This is a genomic window from Serpentinimonas barnesii (genome assembly GCF_000696225.1).
Lineage (GTDB): Bacteria > Pseudomonadota > Gammaproteobacteria > Burkholderiales > Burkholderiaceae_C > Serpentinimonas > Serpentinimonas barnesii.
Genome location: NZ_BAWN01000044.1, coordinates 1 through 18079 on the forward strand (window position 1 = coordinate 1; position 18079 = coordinate 18079).

Annotated in this window: 14 protein-coding genes and 1 tRNA gene; 9 read left to right on the plus strand and 6 right to left on the minus strand. The window is 67.3% G+C overall.

The genetic code is table 11. The features are described 5' to 3' along the window. Window positions 1–314 precede the first annotated feature (314 nt). Together SRAH_RS10920 and SRAH_RS10925 are read left to right on the plus strand one after the other, a co-directional pair. Window positions 315–1418: an alkene reductase gene (locus SRAH_RS10920; protein WP_029463381.1), complete on the plus strand. Its 1104-nt coding sequence runs from the start codon at window positions 315–317 to the stop codon at window positions 1416–1418. Window positions 1419–1485: 67 nt separating this feature from the next. Next, window positions 1486–2382: a purine nucleoside phosphorylase YfiH/LACC1 family protein gene (locus tag SRAH_RS10925; protein ID WP_029463382.1), complete on the plus strand. Its 897-nt coding sequence runs from the start codon at window positions 1486–1488 to the stop codon at window positions 2380–2382. Here SRAH_RS10925 and SRAH_RS10930 read toward each other — a convergent pair. Beyond that, a complete protein-coding gene (locus SRAH_RS10930) occupies window positions 2299–2646 on the minus strand; it encodes a hypothetical protein (protein WP_052369194.1) in 348 nt (115 codons plus the stop codon). The two genes, SRAH_RS10925 and SRAH_RS10930, sit on opposite strands and share 84 nt — an antisense overlap. Before the next feature lie 138 nt (window positions 2647–2784). On the opposite strand from SRAH_RS10930, the gene SRAH_RS10935 reads away from it, so the two are divergent. From SRAH_RS10935 to phbB, 3 genes are read left to right on the plus strand one after another with little or no spacing between them, the layout of a single operon-like run. Then, window positions 2785–4536 (plus strand): PHA/PHB synthase family protein, encoded by a 1752-nt coding sequence (locus SRAH_RS10935; RefSeq protein WP_029463384.1) that lies wholly within the window; start codon window positions 2785–2787, stop codon window positions 4534–4536. A gap of 42 nt (window positions 4537–4578) precedes the next feature. Continuing rightward, window positions 4579–5760 (plus strand): acetyl-CoA C-acetyltransferase, encoded by a 1182-nt coding sequence (locus SRAH_RS10940; RefSeq protein ID WP_029463385.1) that lies wholly within the window; start codon window positions 4579–4581, stop codon window positions 5758–5760. 37 nt (window positions 5761–5797) lie between these two features. Continuing rightward, the gene (gene phbB, locus SRAH_RS10945; protein ID WP_029463386.1) at window positions 5798–6535 is read left to right on the plus strand and encodes an acetoacetyl-CoA reductase; all 738 of its coding nucleotides are present in this window, start codon (window positions 5798–5800) and stop codon (window positions 6533–6535) included. Between the two features lie 38 nt (window positions 6536–6573). On the opposite strand, the gene SRAH_RS10950 is transcribed toward phbB, so the two are convergent. The 5 genes from SRAH_RS10950 to hpnC are packed head-to-tail and all read right to left on the minus strand — an operon-like array spanning window position 6574 to window position 14417. Beyond that, complete coding sequence (locus SRAH_RS10950) at window positions 6574–8130, minus strand: hydroxysqualene dehydroxylase (RefSeq protein ID WP_076607034.1); 1557 nt, start codon at window positions 8128–8130, stop codon at window positions 6574–6576. 35 nt (window positions 8131–8165) lie between these two features. Further along, entirely contained in the window at window positions 8166–9032 is an 867-nt protein-coding gene (gene hpnD, locus SRAH_RS10955) for a presqualene diphosphate synthase HpnD (RefSeq protein WP_029463388.1), read from the minus strand. 10 nt (window positions 9033–9042) lie between these two features. Continuing rightward, window positions 9043–12183 carry an efflux RND transporter permease subunit gene (locus tag SRAH_RS10960; protein WP_029463389.1) on the minus strand — a complete coding sequence of 1047 codons (3141 nt, stop codon included), beginning with the start codon at window positions 12181–12183 and terminating at the stop codon, window positions 9043–9045. Window positions 12184–12198: 15 nt separating this feature from the next. After that, window positions 12199–13425 carry an efflux RND transporter periplasmic adaptor subunit gene (locus tag SRAH_RS10965; RefSeq protein WP_052369196.1) on the minus strand — a complete coding sequence of 409 codons (1227 nt, stop codon included), beginning with the start codon at window positions 13423–13425 and terminating at the stop codon, window positions 12199–12201. Next, a complete protein-coding gene (hpnC, locus tag SRAH_RS10970) occupies window positions 13422–14417 on the minus strand; it encodes a squalene synthase HpnC (RefSeq protein ID WP_171816056.1) in 996 nt (331 codons plus the stop codon). Before hpnC ends, SRAH_RS10965 begins: the two co-directional genes overlap by 4 nt. Window positions 14418–14530: 113 nt before the next feature. Between hpnC and SRAH_RS10975 the strand changes: the two genes are divergently transcribed. From SRAH_RS10975 to clpX, 4 genes are all read left to right on the plus strand, one after another. Further along, window positions 14531–14618 (plus strand) — tRNA-Leu (locus SRAH_RS10975). Between the two features lie 77 nt (window positions 14619–14695). Next, window positions 14696–16006, plus strand: coding sequence for a trigger factor (gene tig, locus SRAH_RS10980; protein ID WP_029463392.1), 1311 nt, complete (start codon window positions 14696–14698; stop codon window positions 16004–16006). Between the two features lie 3 nt (window positions 16007–16009). After that, window positions 16010–16621, plus strand: a complete 612-nt coding sequence (clpP, locus tag SRAH_RS10985) for an ATP-dependent Clp endopeptidase proteolytic subunit ClpP (protein ID WP_029463393.1) — start codon at window positions 16010–16012, stop codon at window positions 16619–16621. 83 nt (window positions 16622–16704) lie between these two features. Next, window positions 16705–17976, plus strand: coding sequence for an ATP-dependent Clp protease ATP-binding subunit ClpX (gene clpX / locus SRAH_RS10990; protein WP_029463394.1), 1272 nt, complete (start codon window positions 16705–16707; stop codon window positions 17974–17976). Window positions 17977–18079: the final 103 nt, after the last annotated feature.

Here is an 18079-nt window from a genome sequence, read left to right on the forward strand (position 1 = left end):
CTTCTTCGCCGCCCCAGGGTTTTTGGTTCTATCGAGGCGACAACTATTCTGACGTATGGGGGGTCGCAAGGTCACTTTATCGCACTGCATGGTTGTCGAACTGCGCGGGAGGGGCCGCTGCGGCTGGTGTAAACCCTTGGATGGGCGCAGCTATAACGGTTTTCGCATGGCTGCTATGCGGTGCAGCACGGGAGGTGCCGCAGACGGGCTTGCTCAAGTCCTGCCCATGCGTGTGCCTTTGGGTGGGTGCCCTCGTCAAGCCGCCTGCAACCTGATGCAACAATACGGGTCAACTCTTTTGCCCATTTGTACCCATGACCCATCTTTTCGAACCCACCCGCGCCGGCCAACTGGCCTTGTCTAACCGCGTCGTCATGGCGCCGCTGACGCGCAACCGCGCGCCCAACGCCGTGCCCACGGCGCTCATGGCCAGCTACTACCAGCAGCGCGCCAGCGCCGGCTTGCTGATCACCGAAGCCACCGCCATCAGCCACCAGGGGCAGGGCTATGCCGACGTGCCCGGCCTCTACGCCTCCGAGCAGATTGCCGGCTGGAAGCGTGTCACGGATGCGGTACACGCCAGTGGCGGCAAGATCGTGACCCAGCTCTGGCACGTGGGCCGCGTCTCGCACACCGAGTTGCAACCCGGTGGCGGCGCGCCAGTGGCGCCGTCGGCGCTGCGCGCCCAAACCAAGACGGTGTTGATCAAAGACGGCGTGGCGTCTTTTGTCGAGACCTCCGAGCCGCGCGCGCTCGAACTGGCCGAAATCCCCGGCATCGTCGAGGACTACCGCAAGGCCGCGCTGGCCGCCATCGAAGCCGGCTTTGACGGGGTGGAAATCCACGCCGCCAACGGCTATTTGATCGATCAGTTCCTAAAAACCGGCAGCAACCTGCGCTCCGACGCCTACGGCGGCCCGATACCCAACCGCGCGCGCCTGCTGCTTGAGGTGGCGCAGGCGGTGAGCGGCGCCATCGGCGGTGGCCGCACCGGCATCCGCCTCTCGCCCGTGACGCCGGCCAACGATGTGCTCGATGCCGACCCGCAGCCGCTGTTCGACCATGTGGTGCGCCAGCTCGCCCCGCTGGGTCTGGCCTATCTGCACCTGATCGAAGGGGCCACCGGCGGCGCGCGCGAGCTCGCCGACCGCCCCTTTGACTACGCTGCCCTGCGCGCCAGCTACCGCGCCGCCGGTGGACTGGGGGCGTGGATGGTCAACAACGGCTACGACTTGGCGCTGGCGCAAAGCGCCCTGCAAAGCGGTGCCGACCTGGTGGCCTTTGGCAAAGCCTATATTGCCAACCCCGACTTGGTGGCGCGCTTGAAGCAAGGCGGTCCGTTCAACGAGCCCGATCGCAGCAGCTTCTACGGCGGCGGTGCCAAGGGCTACACCGACTATCCAGTGCTCGCGGCGTAGCGGCACCATGGGCTGCCCATGATGGCCATCAATGAGGGGTCCAAGATGTTTCCACCGAGCTACCCCGATGCCCCAGCAGCCTGATCCCCGCAACCCGGCCACAGGCTGGCTGTCCGCCCACGCCCCGTGGCCGGCCGGGGTGGTGGCCGGCATCACGCAGCGCAGTGGCGGCGCGTCGGCGCCGCCGTGGGACAGCCTCAACCTCGGCGATCACGTGGGCGACAACCCCATCCACGTGCAAGCCAACCGCCAGCGCTTGGCCGATGCCATCGGTATGCGGCCGGTGTTTTTGCGCCAGGTGCATGGCAAGGCGGTGTTGCACCTGCAGGCCAACACGCCCGACGGCCTGACCGCCGACGCCTGCTGGACCGACCAGCCCGGCTTGGCCTGCACCGTGCTGGTGGCCGACTGCCTGCCGCTGCTGCTGGCCGCGCCCGATGGCGCCAGCGTGGCGGCGGTGCATGCCGGCTGGCGTGGCTTGGCCGGGCGGGGCACGGTGCCGGGCCAGGCGCAGGGGGGCCAAGCGCAGGGCCAGGGCGTGCTGGAGGCCCTGTGCGCAGCTTGGCCGGCCGCGCAGCACCTGAGCCAGCGCGCCGCCATTCAGGTCTGGTTGGGGCCGTGCATCGGGCCGCAGCGCTTCGAGGTGGGGCCCGAGGTGCGGCAAGCCTTTATCCTGCACGACCCAGCGGCGGCGGCGTGTTTTGTGCCGCTGCCGGGGCCGCAGGCTGCGGGCGCAGGGGCGGGCCCAGCGGCGGCTGCTGCAGGGCCTAAATATCTGGCTGACCTGCCTGCTCTCGCGCGCCAGCGCCTGGCCGCCTTGGGTTTTGAGCGCGTGGCGGGCAACGACGGCGGCGCCGACTGGTGCACCGCCAGCCAGCCTTCACGGTTCTTTTCGCACCGGCGCGACGGCGCTCGGCTCGGCAGCAGCGGGCGCATGGCGGCCTGCATCGCTTGCCGGGCCTGAATCGGGGCTGGTTTCGGGGCTGGATGGGGGCGGTGAGTCCGCTGATGCCTCGTCCCCATTCGATGCGGCTTCGGCCTCTTGGTGCGCCTTGCGTCGCAAGGGGCCGGTCATCAGGTAAACCATGAGGGCCAATGGAAGCAAACCGTAAAAAAACAGCGTCATAATGGCTGCAAACAGGGTGCCCGTGGGGCTGGTGGCCACCGAGGCGGCCATCAGCACCACCACATAAAGCCAAGCGATGACGATTACGTACAGAAACAACATGGGAAATGCCTGTGCTTTGGAGCCCAAACGTGGCCCGCCTTGGGGCGTGGCGCTCGTGGGCGGGCCGACAGCCCCAACTGTAGCGCGCAGCGCTTGGCCGCAGACGCATAGGCCTATGCCCATTACCAGGAGTTACCCATGAACACCCCCCAAAACCCGTGGCTGCAAGCGGCGCAGCAGTTCCAGCAGTCGGCGCTGCAGCAGTGGGGCCAGATGTTGCAGGCCCATCCGTCGGCCGCCACCCCGCAACCGGCTTTTGCCCCCTTTGCCGCCCCTGGCGGGGTCGATTTGAACGCCATGCTCTCCAAGGTAGTCGGGCAGCCGGTGCAGGTCGAGCCCACGCGGCTGCTGCAAATCCAGAGCGACTACTTGAAAGACCTGGCGCAGCTCTGGAACCAGGGTTTGCAGGTCAAGCCGCCCCAAGACAAACGCTTTGCCGCGCCGGCTTGGAGCAGCAACCCGCTGTCGGCCTACGCGGCGGCGGTCTACCAGCTCAATGCCCGCACCCTGGTGGCGCTGGCCGACGCGGTGCAGGCCGATGCCAAAACACGCGCGCGCATCCAGTTTGCCGTGTTGCAGTGGATCGAGGCCAGCGCGCCCAGCAATTTCTTGGCCTTCAACGCCGAGGCGCAGCAAAAAGCCCTTGAAACCAAGGGCGAAAGCCTGGCCCAGGGCATCAAAAACCTGCTGCACGACCTGGAGCAGGGCCATGTGTCCATGACCGACGAGAGCGCCTTCGAAGTCGGCAAAAACGTGGCCACCACCGAGGGCCAGGTGGTGTTCGAAAACGAGCTGTTCCAGCTCATCCAGTACAAACCCTTAACCGACAAGGTGCACCAGCGCCCCTTCCTGCTGGTGCCGCCGTGCATCAACAAGTTCTACATCCTCGACTTGCAGCCCGACAATTCGCTGGTGCGCTACGCGGTCGAGCAGGGCATGACCACCTTCGTGGTGAGCTGGTGCAACCCCGATGCCTCGCTGGCCCACAAGACCTGGGACGACTACATCGAAGACGCGCTCATCAAGGCCATCGAAGTGGTGCGCGAGATCACCCGCGCCGAGCAAATCAACGCGCTCGGTTTTTGTGTTGGCGGCACCATGCTGGGCACGGCGCTGGCGGTGCTGGCGGCGCGCGGCGAAAAGCCGGTGGCCAGCGCCACCTTCCTCACCGCCTTCCTCGATTTTTCCGACACCGGCGTGCTCGATGTGTTCATCGATGAAAACTCCGTGCGCCTGCGCGAGCAGCAGTTTGCCAACGGCGGCCTGATGCCGGGGCGCGATCTGGCCACCACCTTCAGCTTTCTGCGCCCCACCGATCTGGTCTGGAACTACGTGGTCGGCAACTACCTCAAGGGCGAAACCCCGCCGCCCTTCGACCTGCTCTACTGGAACAGCGACAGCACCAACCTGCCCGGGCCTTTTTACGCCTGGTATCTGCGCCACACCTATTTGCAAAACCAGCTCTGCCAGCCGGGCGCGCTCAGCGTCTGCGGCCAGCCGGTGGATCTGGGCCGCATCGACATCCCGGTCTATATCTACGGCTCGCGCGAAGACCACATCGTGCCCATCGCCGGGGCCTACGCCAGCACCCGGCACCTGCCGGGCCCGAAACGCTTCGTGATGGGGGCCTCGGGCCACATCGCGGGCGTCATCAACCCGGCCCGCAAGGGCAAGCGCAGCCACTGGGTGGGCTCGACCGAGCAGTTTCCGCCCCAGCTCGACGGCTGGCTCGCCAGCGCCACCGAACGCCCCGGCAGTTGGTGGACCGATTGGGCCGACTGGCTCAAGGGCCACGCCGGTGCGCTGGTGGCCGCGCCCAAGGGCTACGGCAGCCGCAAATACAAGGCCATCGAGCCGGCGCCGGGCCGCTACGTCAAGGTCAAGGCCTGAACCTTTTTACCCTTTCGATTCAACCGCAACAGGAGAGCACACATGCAAGAGATCGTCATCGTCGCCGCCGCCCGCACCGCCGTGGGCAAGTTTGGCGGCAGCTTGGCCAAAGTACCGGCGCCCGAACTCGGGGCCGCTGTCATCAAGGGCTTGTTGCAGCGCACCGGCTTGGCACCCGAGCAGGTGGGTGAAGTGATCCTAGGGCAAGTTCTGGCGGCGGGCTCGGGGCAAAACCCGGCGCGCCAGGCCACGCTCAAAGCCGGTTTGGCCAAAGAAACCCCGGCCATGACCATCAACGCCGTCTGCGGCTCGGGCCTGAAGGCGGTCATGCTGGCGGCGCAAGCCATTGCCGCTGGTGACAGCGAGATCGTCATCGCCGGCGGCCAAGAGAACATGAGCGCCAGCCCGCACCTGCTGCCCGCCAGCCGCGACGGCCAGCGCATGGGCGACTGGAAGCTGGTCGATTCCATGATCGTCGATGGCCTGTGGGACGTGTACAACCAGTACCACATGGGCATCACGGCCGAAAACGTGGCCAAGGCGCACGGCATCACGCGCGAGATGCAAGACGCCCTGGCCCTGGCCAGCCAGCAAAAAGCCGCCGCCGCCCAAGACGCGGGCAAGTTCAAAGACGAAATCGTGCCGGTGCTGATCCCGCAGAAAAAAGGCGATGCGCTGGTGTTTGAAAACGACGAATACCTGAATCGCAAGAGCAACCTAGAAGCCCTCACCGGCCTGCGCCCGGCTTTCGACAAGGCCGGCACCGTGACGGCGGGCAACGCCTCGGGCATCAACGACGGCGCCGCTGCGGTAATGGTGATGTCGGCCGCCAAAGCAGCCGCGCTGGGCCTCAAGCCGCTGGCCACCATTCGCAGCTACGCCACCACCGGGCTGGACCCGTCCGTGATGGGCATGGGGCCGGTGTCGGCCTCGCAAAAAGCGCTGGCGCGCGCCGGTTGGAGCGTGGGTGAGGTCGATCTGTTCGAGCTCAACGAGGCTTTTGCGGCGCAGGCTTGCGCGGTCAACCTCGGGCTTGGGGTCGATCCGGCCAAGGTCAACGTCAACGGCGGCGCCATCGCCATCGGGCACCCGATCGGGGCCTCGGGCTGCCGCGTGCTGGTCACCCTGCTGCACGAAATGCAGCGGCGCGACGCCAAAAAAGGCCTGGCCGCGCTGTGCATCGGCGGCGGCATGGGCGTGGCGCTCGCGGTCGAGCGCAACTGATACGCATTTTTTCACCACTCAAAAAAAGGAGACATCTATGAATCAAAAAGTCGCATACGTCACAGGCGGCATGGGCGGCATCGGCACCGCGATCTGCCAGCGCCTGGGCAAGGCCGGCTTCAAGGTCATTGCCGGCTGCGGCCCCACGCGCGACCACCAAAAGTGGATCGACGAGCAAGCCGCGCTGGGCTACACCTTTTACGCCAGCGTGGGCAATGTGGGCGAGTGGGACTCCACCGTCGAGGCCTTCACCAAGGCCAAAGCCGAGCATGGCCCGATCGATGTGCTGGTCAACAACGCCGGCATCACGCGCGACCGCATGTTCCTGAAAATGAGCAAGGATGACTGGGACGCGGTGATCACCACCAACCTCACCTCCATGTTCAACGTCACCAAGCAGGTGGTGCCCGATATGGTTGAGCGCGGCTGGGGCCGCATCATCCAAATTTCCTCGGTCAATGGCGAGAAAGGCCAAGCCGGGCAGACCAACTACTCGGCCGCCAAGGCCGGGATGCACGGCTTCACCATGGCGCTGGCACAGGAAGTGGCGGCCAAGGGGGTGACGGTCAACACCGTGAGCCCAGGCTACATCGGCACCGACATGGTGCGCGCCATCCGCCCCGATGTGCTGGAAAAGATCGTCGCCACCATCCCGGTCAAGCGCTTGGGCACACCCGACGAGATCGGCTCCATCGTGACTTGGCTGGCGGGTGAAGATTCGGGCTTTACCACCGGCGCCGACTTTTCCTGCAACGGCGGCTTGCACATGGGGTGATGATGGGCCAGGGCGGCAGTCTGCTGGTCGCGCCGTTTTCAGCCCGCGCAGCGCTCGGCGGCCTCTAGGCCGCTGCGCACTGCGGCCTCCAGCGTAGCGGGGTAGGGGCCTTGCAGGTAGTCGCCGGCCGCCCACAGGCCGGGGGCAATGGCCGCGCTGGGGCGCTGCAAGCCGGGGGTGCAGGCAAAGGTGGCGCGTTTTTCGATCACCGTTTGCCGCACCTGTTCACCGTGCAGACCCAGCGCCTGCCGGGCTTGGTCCAGCACGGCGGCTTGCAACGTGGCTTTGTCGGTGGAGCAGGCGCTGGCCACCAGGGCCAGTTCGGCCCATGCGCCAGGCTCGGGTGGGGGTGGTGCACTGGCGGCGCTGTTGTTGGCAGCCGGGCCGCTGTGGGCGGGGTGCCCGCTGGCCAAGTCTGCGCGGCCTGCCAAGGCTGCGGTTGGCTGCGCTTGCAGCCAGTCGCGCCTAAAGGCGAACTGCGCCGGGGCGGCGCTGCCGCTGCTGCGCAGCGCCAGCATGGGGTGTGCGCTCGGCCAGGGCTGGCGCAGCCACCCGGCCACATACACGGTGCCGATGGCGGTGTGCTGCAGCGCCGCTGCCTGTGCGACCCACTGCGCCGGGGCCTCGGGCAGGGTGCGCAGCAGGCGCGCCGCTTCGTGGGCCGGGCAGGCCAGAATCACGCGGTCGGCCTCGTATTGGGCGCTTGCGCTGTGCAGCCGCCAGGCTCCGTGCGCGCTGCGCTCCAAGCCTAGGGCGCGCTGGCCCAAGTGCAGTTCAGCCCCTTGCTGGCTCAGCCAGCGCACCGCGGCTAGTGGCAGCAAGTCGCCCAAGCAGGTGCGCGGCAGCAGCAGTTGCGAGGCGCGCCAGGGCGGGTGGCCCGCGCCCAGCAGGGCGTCGCGCAGCACGGTCAGGAACACCTGCGCGCTGGCCTGCTGCGCCGGGGTGTTGAGGGCGGCCACGCACAGCGGTTCGATCAAATCCTGCCACACGCGCTGCGGCAGGCCAGCGCAGAGGCCGGCCACGCTCTCGCCGGGCGGGCAGGCAAAACCCAGACGGCGCCAGCGCGCCGCCGCCGCCAGCAAAGCGGCCCGGTCGCGCCAGTTCCAGCCGCGCGCGCAGGCGATGGCCGCCACGGTGTCGAGCGGGGCCGGCCAGCGCTGCGCCCAGTCTGGGGTGGCCAGCCCGCTGCCGTCGGCAAAGCGCAAGTCCAGCGGCATGGCGTGCAAATGGTCGGGCAGGTGCAGCCCCAGGCGCTGCAACAGGCCCAGGGTCTGGGTGTAGGCCCCGATCAATATGTGCTGGCCGTTGTCGAGCGGCATAGTCTGCGCGGAGTGCAGCCCTTGCGCGCCGAGGGAACTGTGAGCGTGGCCCGGCGCGCTGTCTGTGGCGCTGTGCGGGTCAGCGCCACCAGCACCGCCAGCACCGCCAGCACAACCAAGGCCGCCAACACCAGGCGCAGGTTCGAGTGCCCGCGCGCGCCCGCCCCAAACCCGCGCCGCCTCCAGCAGCGTCACGCGGCAGCCGCGCTCGCGGGCGCGCACGGCGGCCGCCAGCCCGGCCCAGCCACCGCCGACGATCAAGACCCGCCGGTTCACAGCCTGCGCCCCCTGGGGGCCGCTCGCGCCCGGCATCACAGCCGCCCCAGCGCTTGCACCTTCCAGGCCAGCCAGAACTTGCGCAGCGGCGTCAGGCGCACGCGCTGCGTCAGCACCTGCTGCGGGTCGGTGGCGATTTTTTGCAGCAGCGTGCGGTAAATGCTGGCCATCATCAGCCCCGGTTTTTGGGTGCGCCGGTCGGCTGCGGGCAGCAGCGCCAGCGCCTCGTCATAAACACCCAGCGCACGCTCGATCTGAAAGCGCAGCAGCGCCTGAAAGCGCGGCTCGAAATCGGGCTCGGCCCCCTGGCCGCGCTTGAGCAACTCGTGTGCCTTCACCTCGAAGCGCTGCAACTCGTTGATGGGCAGGTAGATGCGCCCGCGCAGCGCGTCTTCGCCAACGTCGCGGATGATGTTGGTCAGTTGCAGCGCCAGCCCGAGCCGGTGCGCGTAGGCGGTGGTCTGCGCCTCGTGTTGGCCAAAAATGCGCGCCGCCACCTCGCCCACCACGCCGGCCACCAAATGGCAGTAGCGCTGCAGGCCGGGGTAGTCGAGGTAGCGCGACTGCTCCAGGTCCATCTGGCAGCCGTCTATGATTTGCAGCAGGTGACTGGCCTCGATGCCGTAGGCGGCCAGATGCGGTTGCAAGGCTTGCAGGGCCGGGTGCTCCGGGGCGCCGTGGCGCGCATCGAAGCAGCGCGCCACCTGCAGCCGCCACCAGTGCAGCTTGGCCTGGGCCACCGCAGGGTCGCGCACCTCATCGACCACGTCGTCGATCTCGCGGCAGTAGGCGTAAAAGGCGGTGATGGCGGCGCGCCGGGGCGGCGGCAAAAACAAAAAGGCGTAGTAAAAGCTGCTGCCCGAGGCGGCGGCTTTTTGCTGGGCGTAGGCTTGGGGGGTCATGCGGTCGGCTTCAAGTGGGCGCGGCCGTGTTGCCCCGGCTGAGGGGCGAGTAGCGCATGAAGGCGTGGTAGAGCAAAGGCACCACGAACAGCGTGAGCACGGTCGAAAAAGCCAGACCATAGACGATGCTGGCCGCCACCGGCCCCCACAGCAGGCTCTCGCCACCCAAGCCAAAGGCGAGCGAGGCCAGCCCGCCGATGGTGGTGCTGCTGGTGATGAGCACCGGCACCACGCGCCGGCGCGCCGCATACAGCGTGGCGTGCAGCACGCTCATGCCGGCGCGCAGCCGCTCGTTGGCGGCGTCGATCAGCACGATGGCCGAATTGACTGCAATCCCGCCCAGCGCAATCACACCGTACAGGGTGTAGAGCGAAAGCGGGTTGCCACTGAGGGCCAGTCCGAACGCTACCCCGGCAAAGGCCAGCGGCACCGCCACCAGCACCATCAGCGGCTGGAAGTAGCTGCGAAACTGGGCTGCCAGAATCAGGTAGATCAGCCCGATGCCAAACAGGAACAACACCCCCATCGCGTCCAGGCTCTCCTCGATGTCTTCGAGCTCGCCGGTGAAATCGAGGTCGATGCCGGGGTGTTGGGCGCGGATGCGCTCCCAGCCCGCTTGCACTTGGAGGTTGGCTTCGCGGGTGTCGGTGAGCTCGCGGTCCAGGTTGGCTTGCACGGTCACGGTGCGGCGTAGGTTGTAGTGCCGTATCGCCCCGCGCCCTGGCTGCACCTGCACCTCGACCAGGGTGCCCAGGCGCGCAATCTGCCCATTGGGCAACACCACCGGCTCGTTGAGCAGCTCGGCCGGGTCTTGGCGCAGGCCCAGCGCCGAGCTGCTGCGCACCTTGAGCTCGATGCGGTCGCCCCCGACGCGGGTGAAGGCCACCGTTTCGCCATCCACCGCCAGCCGCACCAGCCGCGTGGCCTGCTGCGCATTGATGCCGAGCTCGCGCAGGGTATCGTGGCGCAGGCTCAGTTGCAGCAGCGAGCGGCCGGGCAGGTTGTCATCCTGCACGTCTTGGGTGCCCGGTATGGCGCGCACCAGTTCCTTGATGGCCTCGGCGGCGCGCTGAATCTCGTCGAAATCGTCGCCGCGCACGCGGATGTTGATGGGCATGCCCGTGGGTGGGCCGCCGGTGAAGATGAAGAAGCTCTTGTCGCCCGGGGTGTCGAGCGCCTCGATGTCGGCGCGCATGGCCTCGACCACCTCTTGCACCTCGCGCGCGTCGCCCGTGCGCGGGTTGAGCGAGACGAAAATCTGGCCGAAGTTGTCGCCGTAAACCGGCTCGGTGTCGGTGAACATGAGCCCGGCGGTGCTGGATACCGAGCGCGCCTCCTGCCCGTCTTCGGCTGGCCCCACGCCTTGCAAGCGCGCGCGCACCGCTTGCTCGACCGTCTCGGTGGCCGCCAGCGTCTGCTCCAGCGAGGCGTTGGCGGGCATGTTCACGTTCACATAGAAGGCGCGGATCGGGTCGAAAGCAAAGAACTGCACCCGCACCACCCCCACTGCGTACAGGGCCACGGCCAAGCCGATGATGGCCAGTGCCAGCGCCGAAAAGCGCTTGGGGCGGCGCAGCACAAAGGCCAGCCACTGCGCATAACGCAGCCGAATGCCGCGGTTGAAGGCGTTGCGCCAGCGCTGCACGCGCGACGGCGCACGCTCGAAGCGCGCCCCCACCAATTGGATGTGCACCGGCAGCATCCAGAACGCCTCGATGAGCGAGATCGCCAGCGCCAGCGTGACCACAAAGGGGATGATGAACATGAAGTCGCCCACGATGCCGGGCAGCAGCATCAGCGGCAAAAAGGCGGCCATGGTCGTGGCCACCGAGGCCAACACCGGTTTCCAGACTTCGGCGATGCCGTCTAGGCTGCCTTGCAGCGCCTTTTGGCCGCGCTCCATGCGGTAGTAGATGGATTCGGCCACCACCACCGCGTCATCGACCAGCATGCCGAGCGCAATCACCACCCCCAGCAGCACCGAGATGTTGAGCGTGTAGCCCAGCGGCGCCAGCAGGGCAAAGGTGCCCATGAGCGAAAACGGAATGCCCAGCGCCACCAGCGCACCGATGCGCGAACCGAGGAACAACCAGCATACCGCCAGCACCAGCAGCATGCCGTACAGGGCGTTGGTCTGCATGATGCCGATGGCCTCGCGCGTGGGCACGGTCTGGTCGTCGCTCAGCTCCAGCCGCAGGCCGTACTGCGCCAGCGTCGGGTTTTGCGCTGCGATGTAGGCCCCGACGCGCTCGACCAGTTCGAGCGTGTTGGTGCCCGCAGTTTTGGTAAAGGGCAGCGAGATGGCGGGCTGGCCGTTGACCGAAGCCAGTTGCGAGGCCAGGGCGCGGTCGCGCTCGATGCGCGCCACGTCGCCCAAGCGCGCCGAGGCCCCAGGCCGGGACGCCGAGAGCACCGGCAGGCTGGCGAGTTGGGCCGGGTCCAGCAGCACCCCACGCACGCTCACCGACCAGGCACCGTCCTCGGTCTTGAGGGTGCCCGAGGCGCTGTCGCGCCACCACAGGCGCAGGCTGTCGGCCACGTCGGTGGCGGTCAGGCCGTGCGCGGCCAGCGCCGCCGGGTCGGGGCTGACGCGCAGCACCGGGTCGCGCAGGCCGGAGGCAAAAACCTGGTCGATGCCCGTGATGCGCTCCATGTCGTCCTGGATGCGGCGGCCGTTGAGGCGCAGCGTTTCGTCGTTGGCCAGGCCGATGAGCTGTACGGTGGCGGTCGGGAAGCCGCTGGAGGAGGTGATCTCCATCACGCGCGGGTCGTTGGCTTCGGGCGGCAGTTCGGCGGTGGCGGCGTTTTGAATCTCGCGCCGCAAATCGTTCATGCGCTGGCTGAACACGCTCGGGCTGATCTCGTGAAAGCGCACCAAAATGCTGGAGACGGTTTCGCGCGAGGTCGAGGTGACGAAGCGCACATCGGCCACCCCGGCGATGGCGTCTTCGAGCGGGTTGGTGACGAGCTGCTCGATGTCTTCGGCGCTGGCGCCGGGCAGCGTGGTGGTGATGGTGACCCAGTTGAAGTTGATCTCTGGGTCTTGCTCGCGCGGCATGGCCAAGTAGCTGAGCAGGCCGATCAGGATCACCACCACGAAGGCGATATTGGCCAGCGGGTGGTTGGTGAGCAAGGAGCGCAGGAAATTCATGACGGGCGCCGCGCTTTAATTAAGGGCCTGGCCGTGGCTCAGAGCCGCCTGCCCGCGCACCACCAGCAGCGTGTCGGGGGGCAGGTCGGTGGGCGCGGCGCGCCCTTCCTGCGCCCCGGGCAGGGCCACGAAGCGCGCCTGCTGGCCTTGGCGCACAAAAATGCCAAGCTCGCTGCCGCGGCGCACCAGCAGCGCGGCCGGGATGTGGGGCTGCGGGTCGCGCCAGCGCAGCACGCCGCTGCTGCCCGGCGGGGCGCTGGTGGCTGCGGCTGCGGCAGCGGCGGGTGTCCAGCCCAGGCGCACGGCGTGGGCGCGGTTGGCGGTTTGTATGGTGGGGCTGGCGCGCAGCAGGCGCAGGTCCAGCAGCGCGGGGCTGCCTTGGGGCTGGAACTGCCAGGCCCCGGCGCGCCGCAGCCCCGGCAGCTCGGCCGGGGGCACATGGGCTTGCAACTCGGCGGCGGCGCCCTCGACCAGCACAAACAGCGGCGTGCCGGGGGCCACCGCTTCGCCCACTTGCGCCGTGCGCTGCACCACGGTGCCGGCAAAGGGGGCCAGCACGCGGGTGCGCGCCAGTTGGCGCCGGGCGCTGCGCAACTGCGCTTCGGCGCTGGCCAAGTCGGCTTGCTGCAGTGCCACCTCGGTTTCGCGCTGCGTCAGTGCCTCTTTCGAGAAAAACCCCTGCGCCACCAGGTCGCGGCCGCGCTGCAACTGCGCCAGGCCAAGCTGCAGCCGGGCCATGGCGGCGTCGCGCCCGGCCTGCGCGCGTTGCAGCGCCAGCTCGTGGTCGGTCGGGTCGATTTGCAGCAGCAGCTCGCCACGGCGCACCGTGGCCCCCACATCGGCGCTCCAGCGCTGCACCGTGCCGGCCACTTCGGCGCTCAGGCGCGACTCGTTGCGCGCCAGCACGGTGGCGGCGGCGCTGCGCTCGGGCTGCAGCCAGACGCTGTCGAGGCGCGCGGTTTGCACGCTGGTGGCGGGGGCTGCCGCTTGGGCCGCTGGGGCTGTTGGGGCGTTGCTGGCAGCGGGGCTGGCAGGGCTGGCAGGGCTGGCAGGGGCCGAGGCAGCGGCCTGGCTCCAGGCGGGGGTGGCGGTCAGCAGGCCCACCAAGGCAGCCGCCGAAGCCACAGCCAAGGCGAGCGCCGCCAGCCGCGCCGAAGCAGCGGCTGGGCTGGAGGTGCTTGCTCCAAAGCGGGCGGCTGGGGTGAAAGCGGCGGGCGCCATCGGGTGTGGGAGGCGGTTCATGGCGTGGTTTCCTGATGGGGCACAGTAGAAGAGGGCCGCGCAGGCGCAAGCGGCCAGAGGGCGCGCCAGAGCAACAGCGGGGCGTCCCAAGCGTGCAAGCGCGGGCGCTGGCACCAGGTGCGGCCGTTCAAAGCCTCGATTTTGTCCAAAATGCGCAAGCCCCCCTGCACCACCAGCCGCAATTCCCAGCCCACGCGGCCGGGCAAGCGCCAAGCCAGCGGGGCGCCCTGCAGCATCAGAGCGCGGGCCTGGGCGCACAGTTCCAGCAGCATCGCCTGGGCCGGTGGATGCTCGGTGTTGCTATGGTGCAGGCTGGCCAGTGCCACCCCGTGGCGCTGCAAGGCGGCCAGCGGCAGGTAGTGGCGCTGGCGCGGCAGGTCCAGGCTCAAATCCTGCCAGAAGTTGATCAGTTGCAGCGCGCTGCAAATGGCGTCGCTTTGGCGCAGCGAGGGCTCATCGCGCACGCCATACAGGTGCAGCAGCAAGCGCCCGATCGGGTTGGCCGAGCGGCTGCAATAGTCCAGCAGCTCGGGCAGGTCGGCATAGGGTTGGCCGCTGGCCGTGCGGCGCACGTCTTGCTCAAAGGCGTCGAGCAGGTGCAGCAGCGGCTCCAGCGGCAACTGCCAAGCGCGCACTTGCTGCGCCAGCGGCTGCATGATCTGCAGCCAGCGTGTGCGGGCTGTGTCGGGCGCAGCGGGGCCGGTGGAGGTGGTGCTGGATGTGGCCTTGGAAAGGTGTGCAGCCGCTGCACTGGCAGAGCCAGTCGATTCGGCTTGCGCGGGCAGCCCCACGGCGTGCAGGAACTCGGCGCGGTAGGCTTGCAGATCGAGCAGGCGCTGCGCTGCGCTGGCTGTGCCTTCGTCGGCGATGTCGTCGGCGCAGCGCGCATAGGCGTAGATGGCCCGCACCGGCTCGCGCAAGGCAGGCGGGCACAAGCAAGACGCCACCGGAAAATTCTCGTAGTGCGCCACACCGTGTACGGGGTTTACCATTAGGCCCATTATGCCGCGCAGTGTCGGCGGCTGCGGGGCTGGTCGGGGCTGCCTTACAATCGCCGCTTTCCCGCGCCGAACCAAGGGCAGTCTTTGCTTGGGCGCGGTCAGGCGCGCGGGTGGCGAAATTGGTAGACGCACCAGGTTTAGGTCCTGACGCCCGTTGAGGGTGTGGGGGTTCGAGTCCCCCCCCGCGCACCACCTGAACGAATCCCCTCATCCCGAACACCGGGGCCCGGCCTTGCAAGCGGGTTCCCACCTCCACAGGAGTAAGCAGCATGGCAGTCACCGTCGAAACACTGGATAAGCTCGAGCGCAAGATCACACTGGAGCTGTCGCTGGAGCAGATCACCCAAGAGGTGCAGACCCGCCTCAAGCGCATGCAGCGCCAGGTCAAACTCGATGGCTTTCGGCCCGGCAAGGTGCCGCTGAGCGTGGTCTCCAAGCGCTACGGCGGCTCGGTGCACTACGAGGTGATGAACGACCAGTTGGGCAAGGCCTTCCAGTCGGCTGCCCAAGAAGCGCAGTTGCGCATCGCCGGCACCCCGACGATCAACGAGAAAGAAGGGGCGGCTGACGGCGCGCTGGCCTTCGAGGCGGTGTTCGAGGTCTATCCGGAAGTGAAAATCGGCGACCTGAGCGCGGCGGCCATCGAAAAACTCAGCGCCGCAGTCGATGACGCGGCGATCGAGCGCACGATCGAGATTTTGCGCAAGCAGCGCCGCAGCTTTGTGGCCCGTGGCGCCGACGAACTGGCGCAAGACGGCGACCAGGTGCGGATCGACTTCGAAGGCAAGATCGACGGCGAACCCTTCGAAGGCGGCAAGGCCGAGGGCTTCCAGTTCGTGCTCGGCGAAGGCCAGATGCTCAAGGAGTTCGAAGAAGCGGTGCGCGGCATGCGCGCCGGCGACTCCAAGACCTTCCCGCTCAACTTCCCGGCCGACTACCACGGCAAGGATGTGGCCGGCAAGCAGGCCGATTTTCTGGTTACGCTGCAGCAGATCGAGGCGGCGCAACTGCCCGAAGTCAACGACGAGCTGGCGCAAGCGCTGGGCGTGGCCGGTGGCAATGTGGAGGCGCTGCGCGCCGACATCCGCAAAAATCTGGAGCGCGAAGTCAAGTTCCGGCTGCAGATGCGCAACAAAACCGCCGTGATGGACGCGCTGCTGGCGCAGTCCGAACTCGATGTGCCCAAGTCCAGCGTGGCCTCTGAGGTCGAGCGCTTGGTCGAAGGCGCGCGCGCCAACCTGAAAGAGCGCGGCATCCAGGGCGCCGACCAGGCCCCGATCCCACCCGAGCTGTTCCAAGCCCAAGCCGAGCGCCGCGTGCGCTTGGGGTTGGTGGTGGCCGAATTGGTCAACGCCAACCGGCTGCAGGCCACGCCGGAGCAGGTCGATGCGCACATCCAAGAGCTGGCCAGCTCCTACGAAAGCCCGGCCGACGTGGTGCGCTGGTACCAGAGCGACCGCCAGCGCCTGGCCGAAATCGAGGCGCTGGTGCTGGAGAACAACGTCACCGAGTTCGTGCTGGCGCGCGCCCAGGTGAGCGAAAAACCGATTGCCTTCGACGAACTGATGGGACAGGGCTAAACCATGAGCGCATTGCACACCCAAGCCTTGGGCATGGTCCCGATGGTGATCGAACAGTCGGGGCGCGGCGAGCGCGCCTACGACATTTATTCGCGCTTGCTCAAGGAGCGGGTGGTGTTTCTGGTCGGTGAGGTCAACGACCACAGCGCCAACCTCGTGGTGGCGCAGCTGCTGTTCCTCGAGAGCGAGAACCCGGACAAGGACATCTCGTTCTACATCAACTCGCCCGGTGGCAGCGTGAGCGCGGGGATGTCGATCTTCGACACCATGAACTTCATCAAGCCCGAGGTTTCCACGCTGTGCGTGGGCATGGCAGCCAGCATGGGGGCTTTTTTGCTCGCCGCCGGGGCCAAGGGCAAGCGCTTTTCGCTGCCCAATTCGCGCGTCATGATCCACCAGCCGCTGGGCGGCGCGCGCGGCCAAGCGAGCGACATCGAAATCCACGCACGCGAGATTTTGCGCCTGCGCGCCGACCTGAACCGCATCCTGAGCGAACGCACCGGCCAGCCGCTAGAGAAAGTCGAGCGCGACACCGAGCGCGACTACTTCATGTCGGCTGCCGAGGCCGCCGAGTACGGCCTGATCGACAAAGTGATCGACAAACGCAGCACCTGAGCTGGCACAGGGGGCTTGCGACTGGTCTATGATCGGGTGCAGGCGGCCCTGTTTCGGCCGCCCCCCAACGAGGCAAGCACTTTATGCCCGAGAAAAAAGGCACTTCCGGCACCAAAAATCTGTTCTGCTCCTTTTGCGGCAAAAGCCAGCACGAGGTCAGAAAGCTCATATCGGGTCCGTCGGTATTCATCTGCGACGAATGCATTGCGCTGTGCTCCGACATCATGCGCGACGAGCTCCCGACCACCTTGCTGGGCAAGGGCGGAGAGCCACAAGAGGCGCTGCCGTCTCCGTTGCAGATCAAGCAGCACCTTGACCAGTACGTGATCGGCCAAGAGGCGGCCAAAAAAACCCTGTCGGTGGCGGTGTACAACCACTACAAGCGCTTGCGCCACCGCGAGCATTCGGGCAAGGACGAAGTCGAGCTGAGCAAAAGCAACATCTTGCTGATCGGCCCCACCGGGTCGGGCAAGACGCTGCTGGCCGCCACCATGGCGCGCATGCTCAACGTGCCGTTCGTCATGGCCGATGCCACCACCCTCACCGAGGCCGGCTATGTGGGCGAGGACGTAGAAAACATCATCGCCAAGCTGCTGCAAACCTGCAATTACGACCCGGAAAAAGCGCAGCGCGGCATTGTTTTCATCGACGAAATCGACAAGATCACGCGCAAATCCGAGAACCCCTCCATCACCCGCGACGTCTCGGGCGAAGGCGTGCAGCAGGCCCTGCTCAAGCTGATCGAGGGCACCATCGCCTCCGTGCCACCCCAAGGTGGGCGCAAGCACCCCAACCAGGACATGCTGCAGGTCGATACCTCCAACATTTTGTTCATCTGCGGTGGGGCTTTCTCGGGCCTAGAAAAGGTCATCGATGCGCGCGCCGAGGGCGGCGGCATCGGTTTTGGCGCGGCGGTCAAGAGCAAGCAGCAGCGCAGCCTGACCGAGGTTTTCTCCGAGGTCGAACCCGACGACTTGGTGCGCTTTGGCCTGATCCCCGAGCTGGTGGGCCGCCTGCCGGTGGTCACGGCGCTCGATGAACTGGGCGAAGACGCCCTAGTCGATATCCTGACCGAGCCCAAAAACGCGGTGGTCAAGCAGTTTGCCCAACTGCTGCGCATGGAGGGCGTAGAGCTCGAAGTGCGCCCGGCCGCGCTCAAGGCCATTGCGCGCCATGCCATGAAGCGCAAAACCGGCGCCCGTGGTCTGCGCTCGATCTTGGAGCAGGCGCTGCTCGAGACCATGTTTGAACTCCCAAGCCTGAGCAATGTCGAAAAGGTGGTGGTCGATGAGGCCACCATCGAAGACGGCAAACCCCCCTTGCTGGTGTACCGCGAGGCGGCCCGGCAGGCTTGAATTTCCCCCATTCTGGGCGGCTTTGGCGTGCAACGTGAACGGATGCAGGCGGGGTGGCGACTTGAAATCCCTGCTTGCGCCCTCACGTGACGTCCACACATCG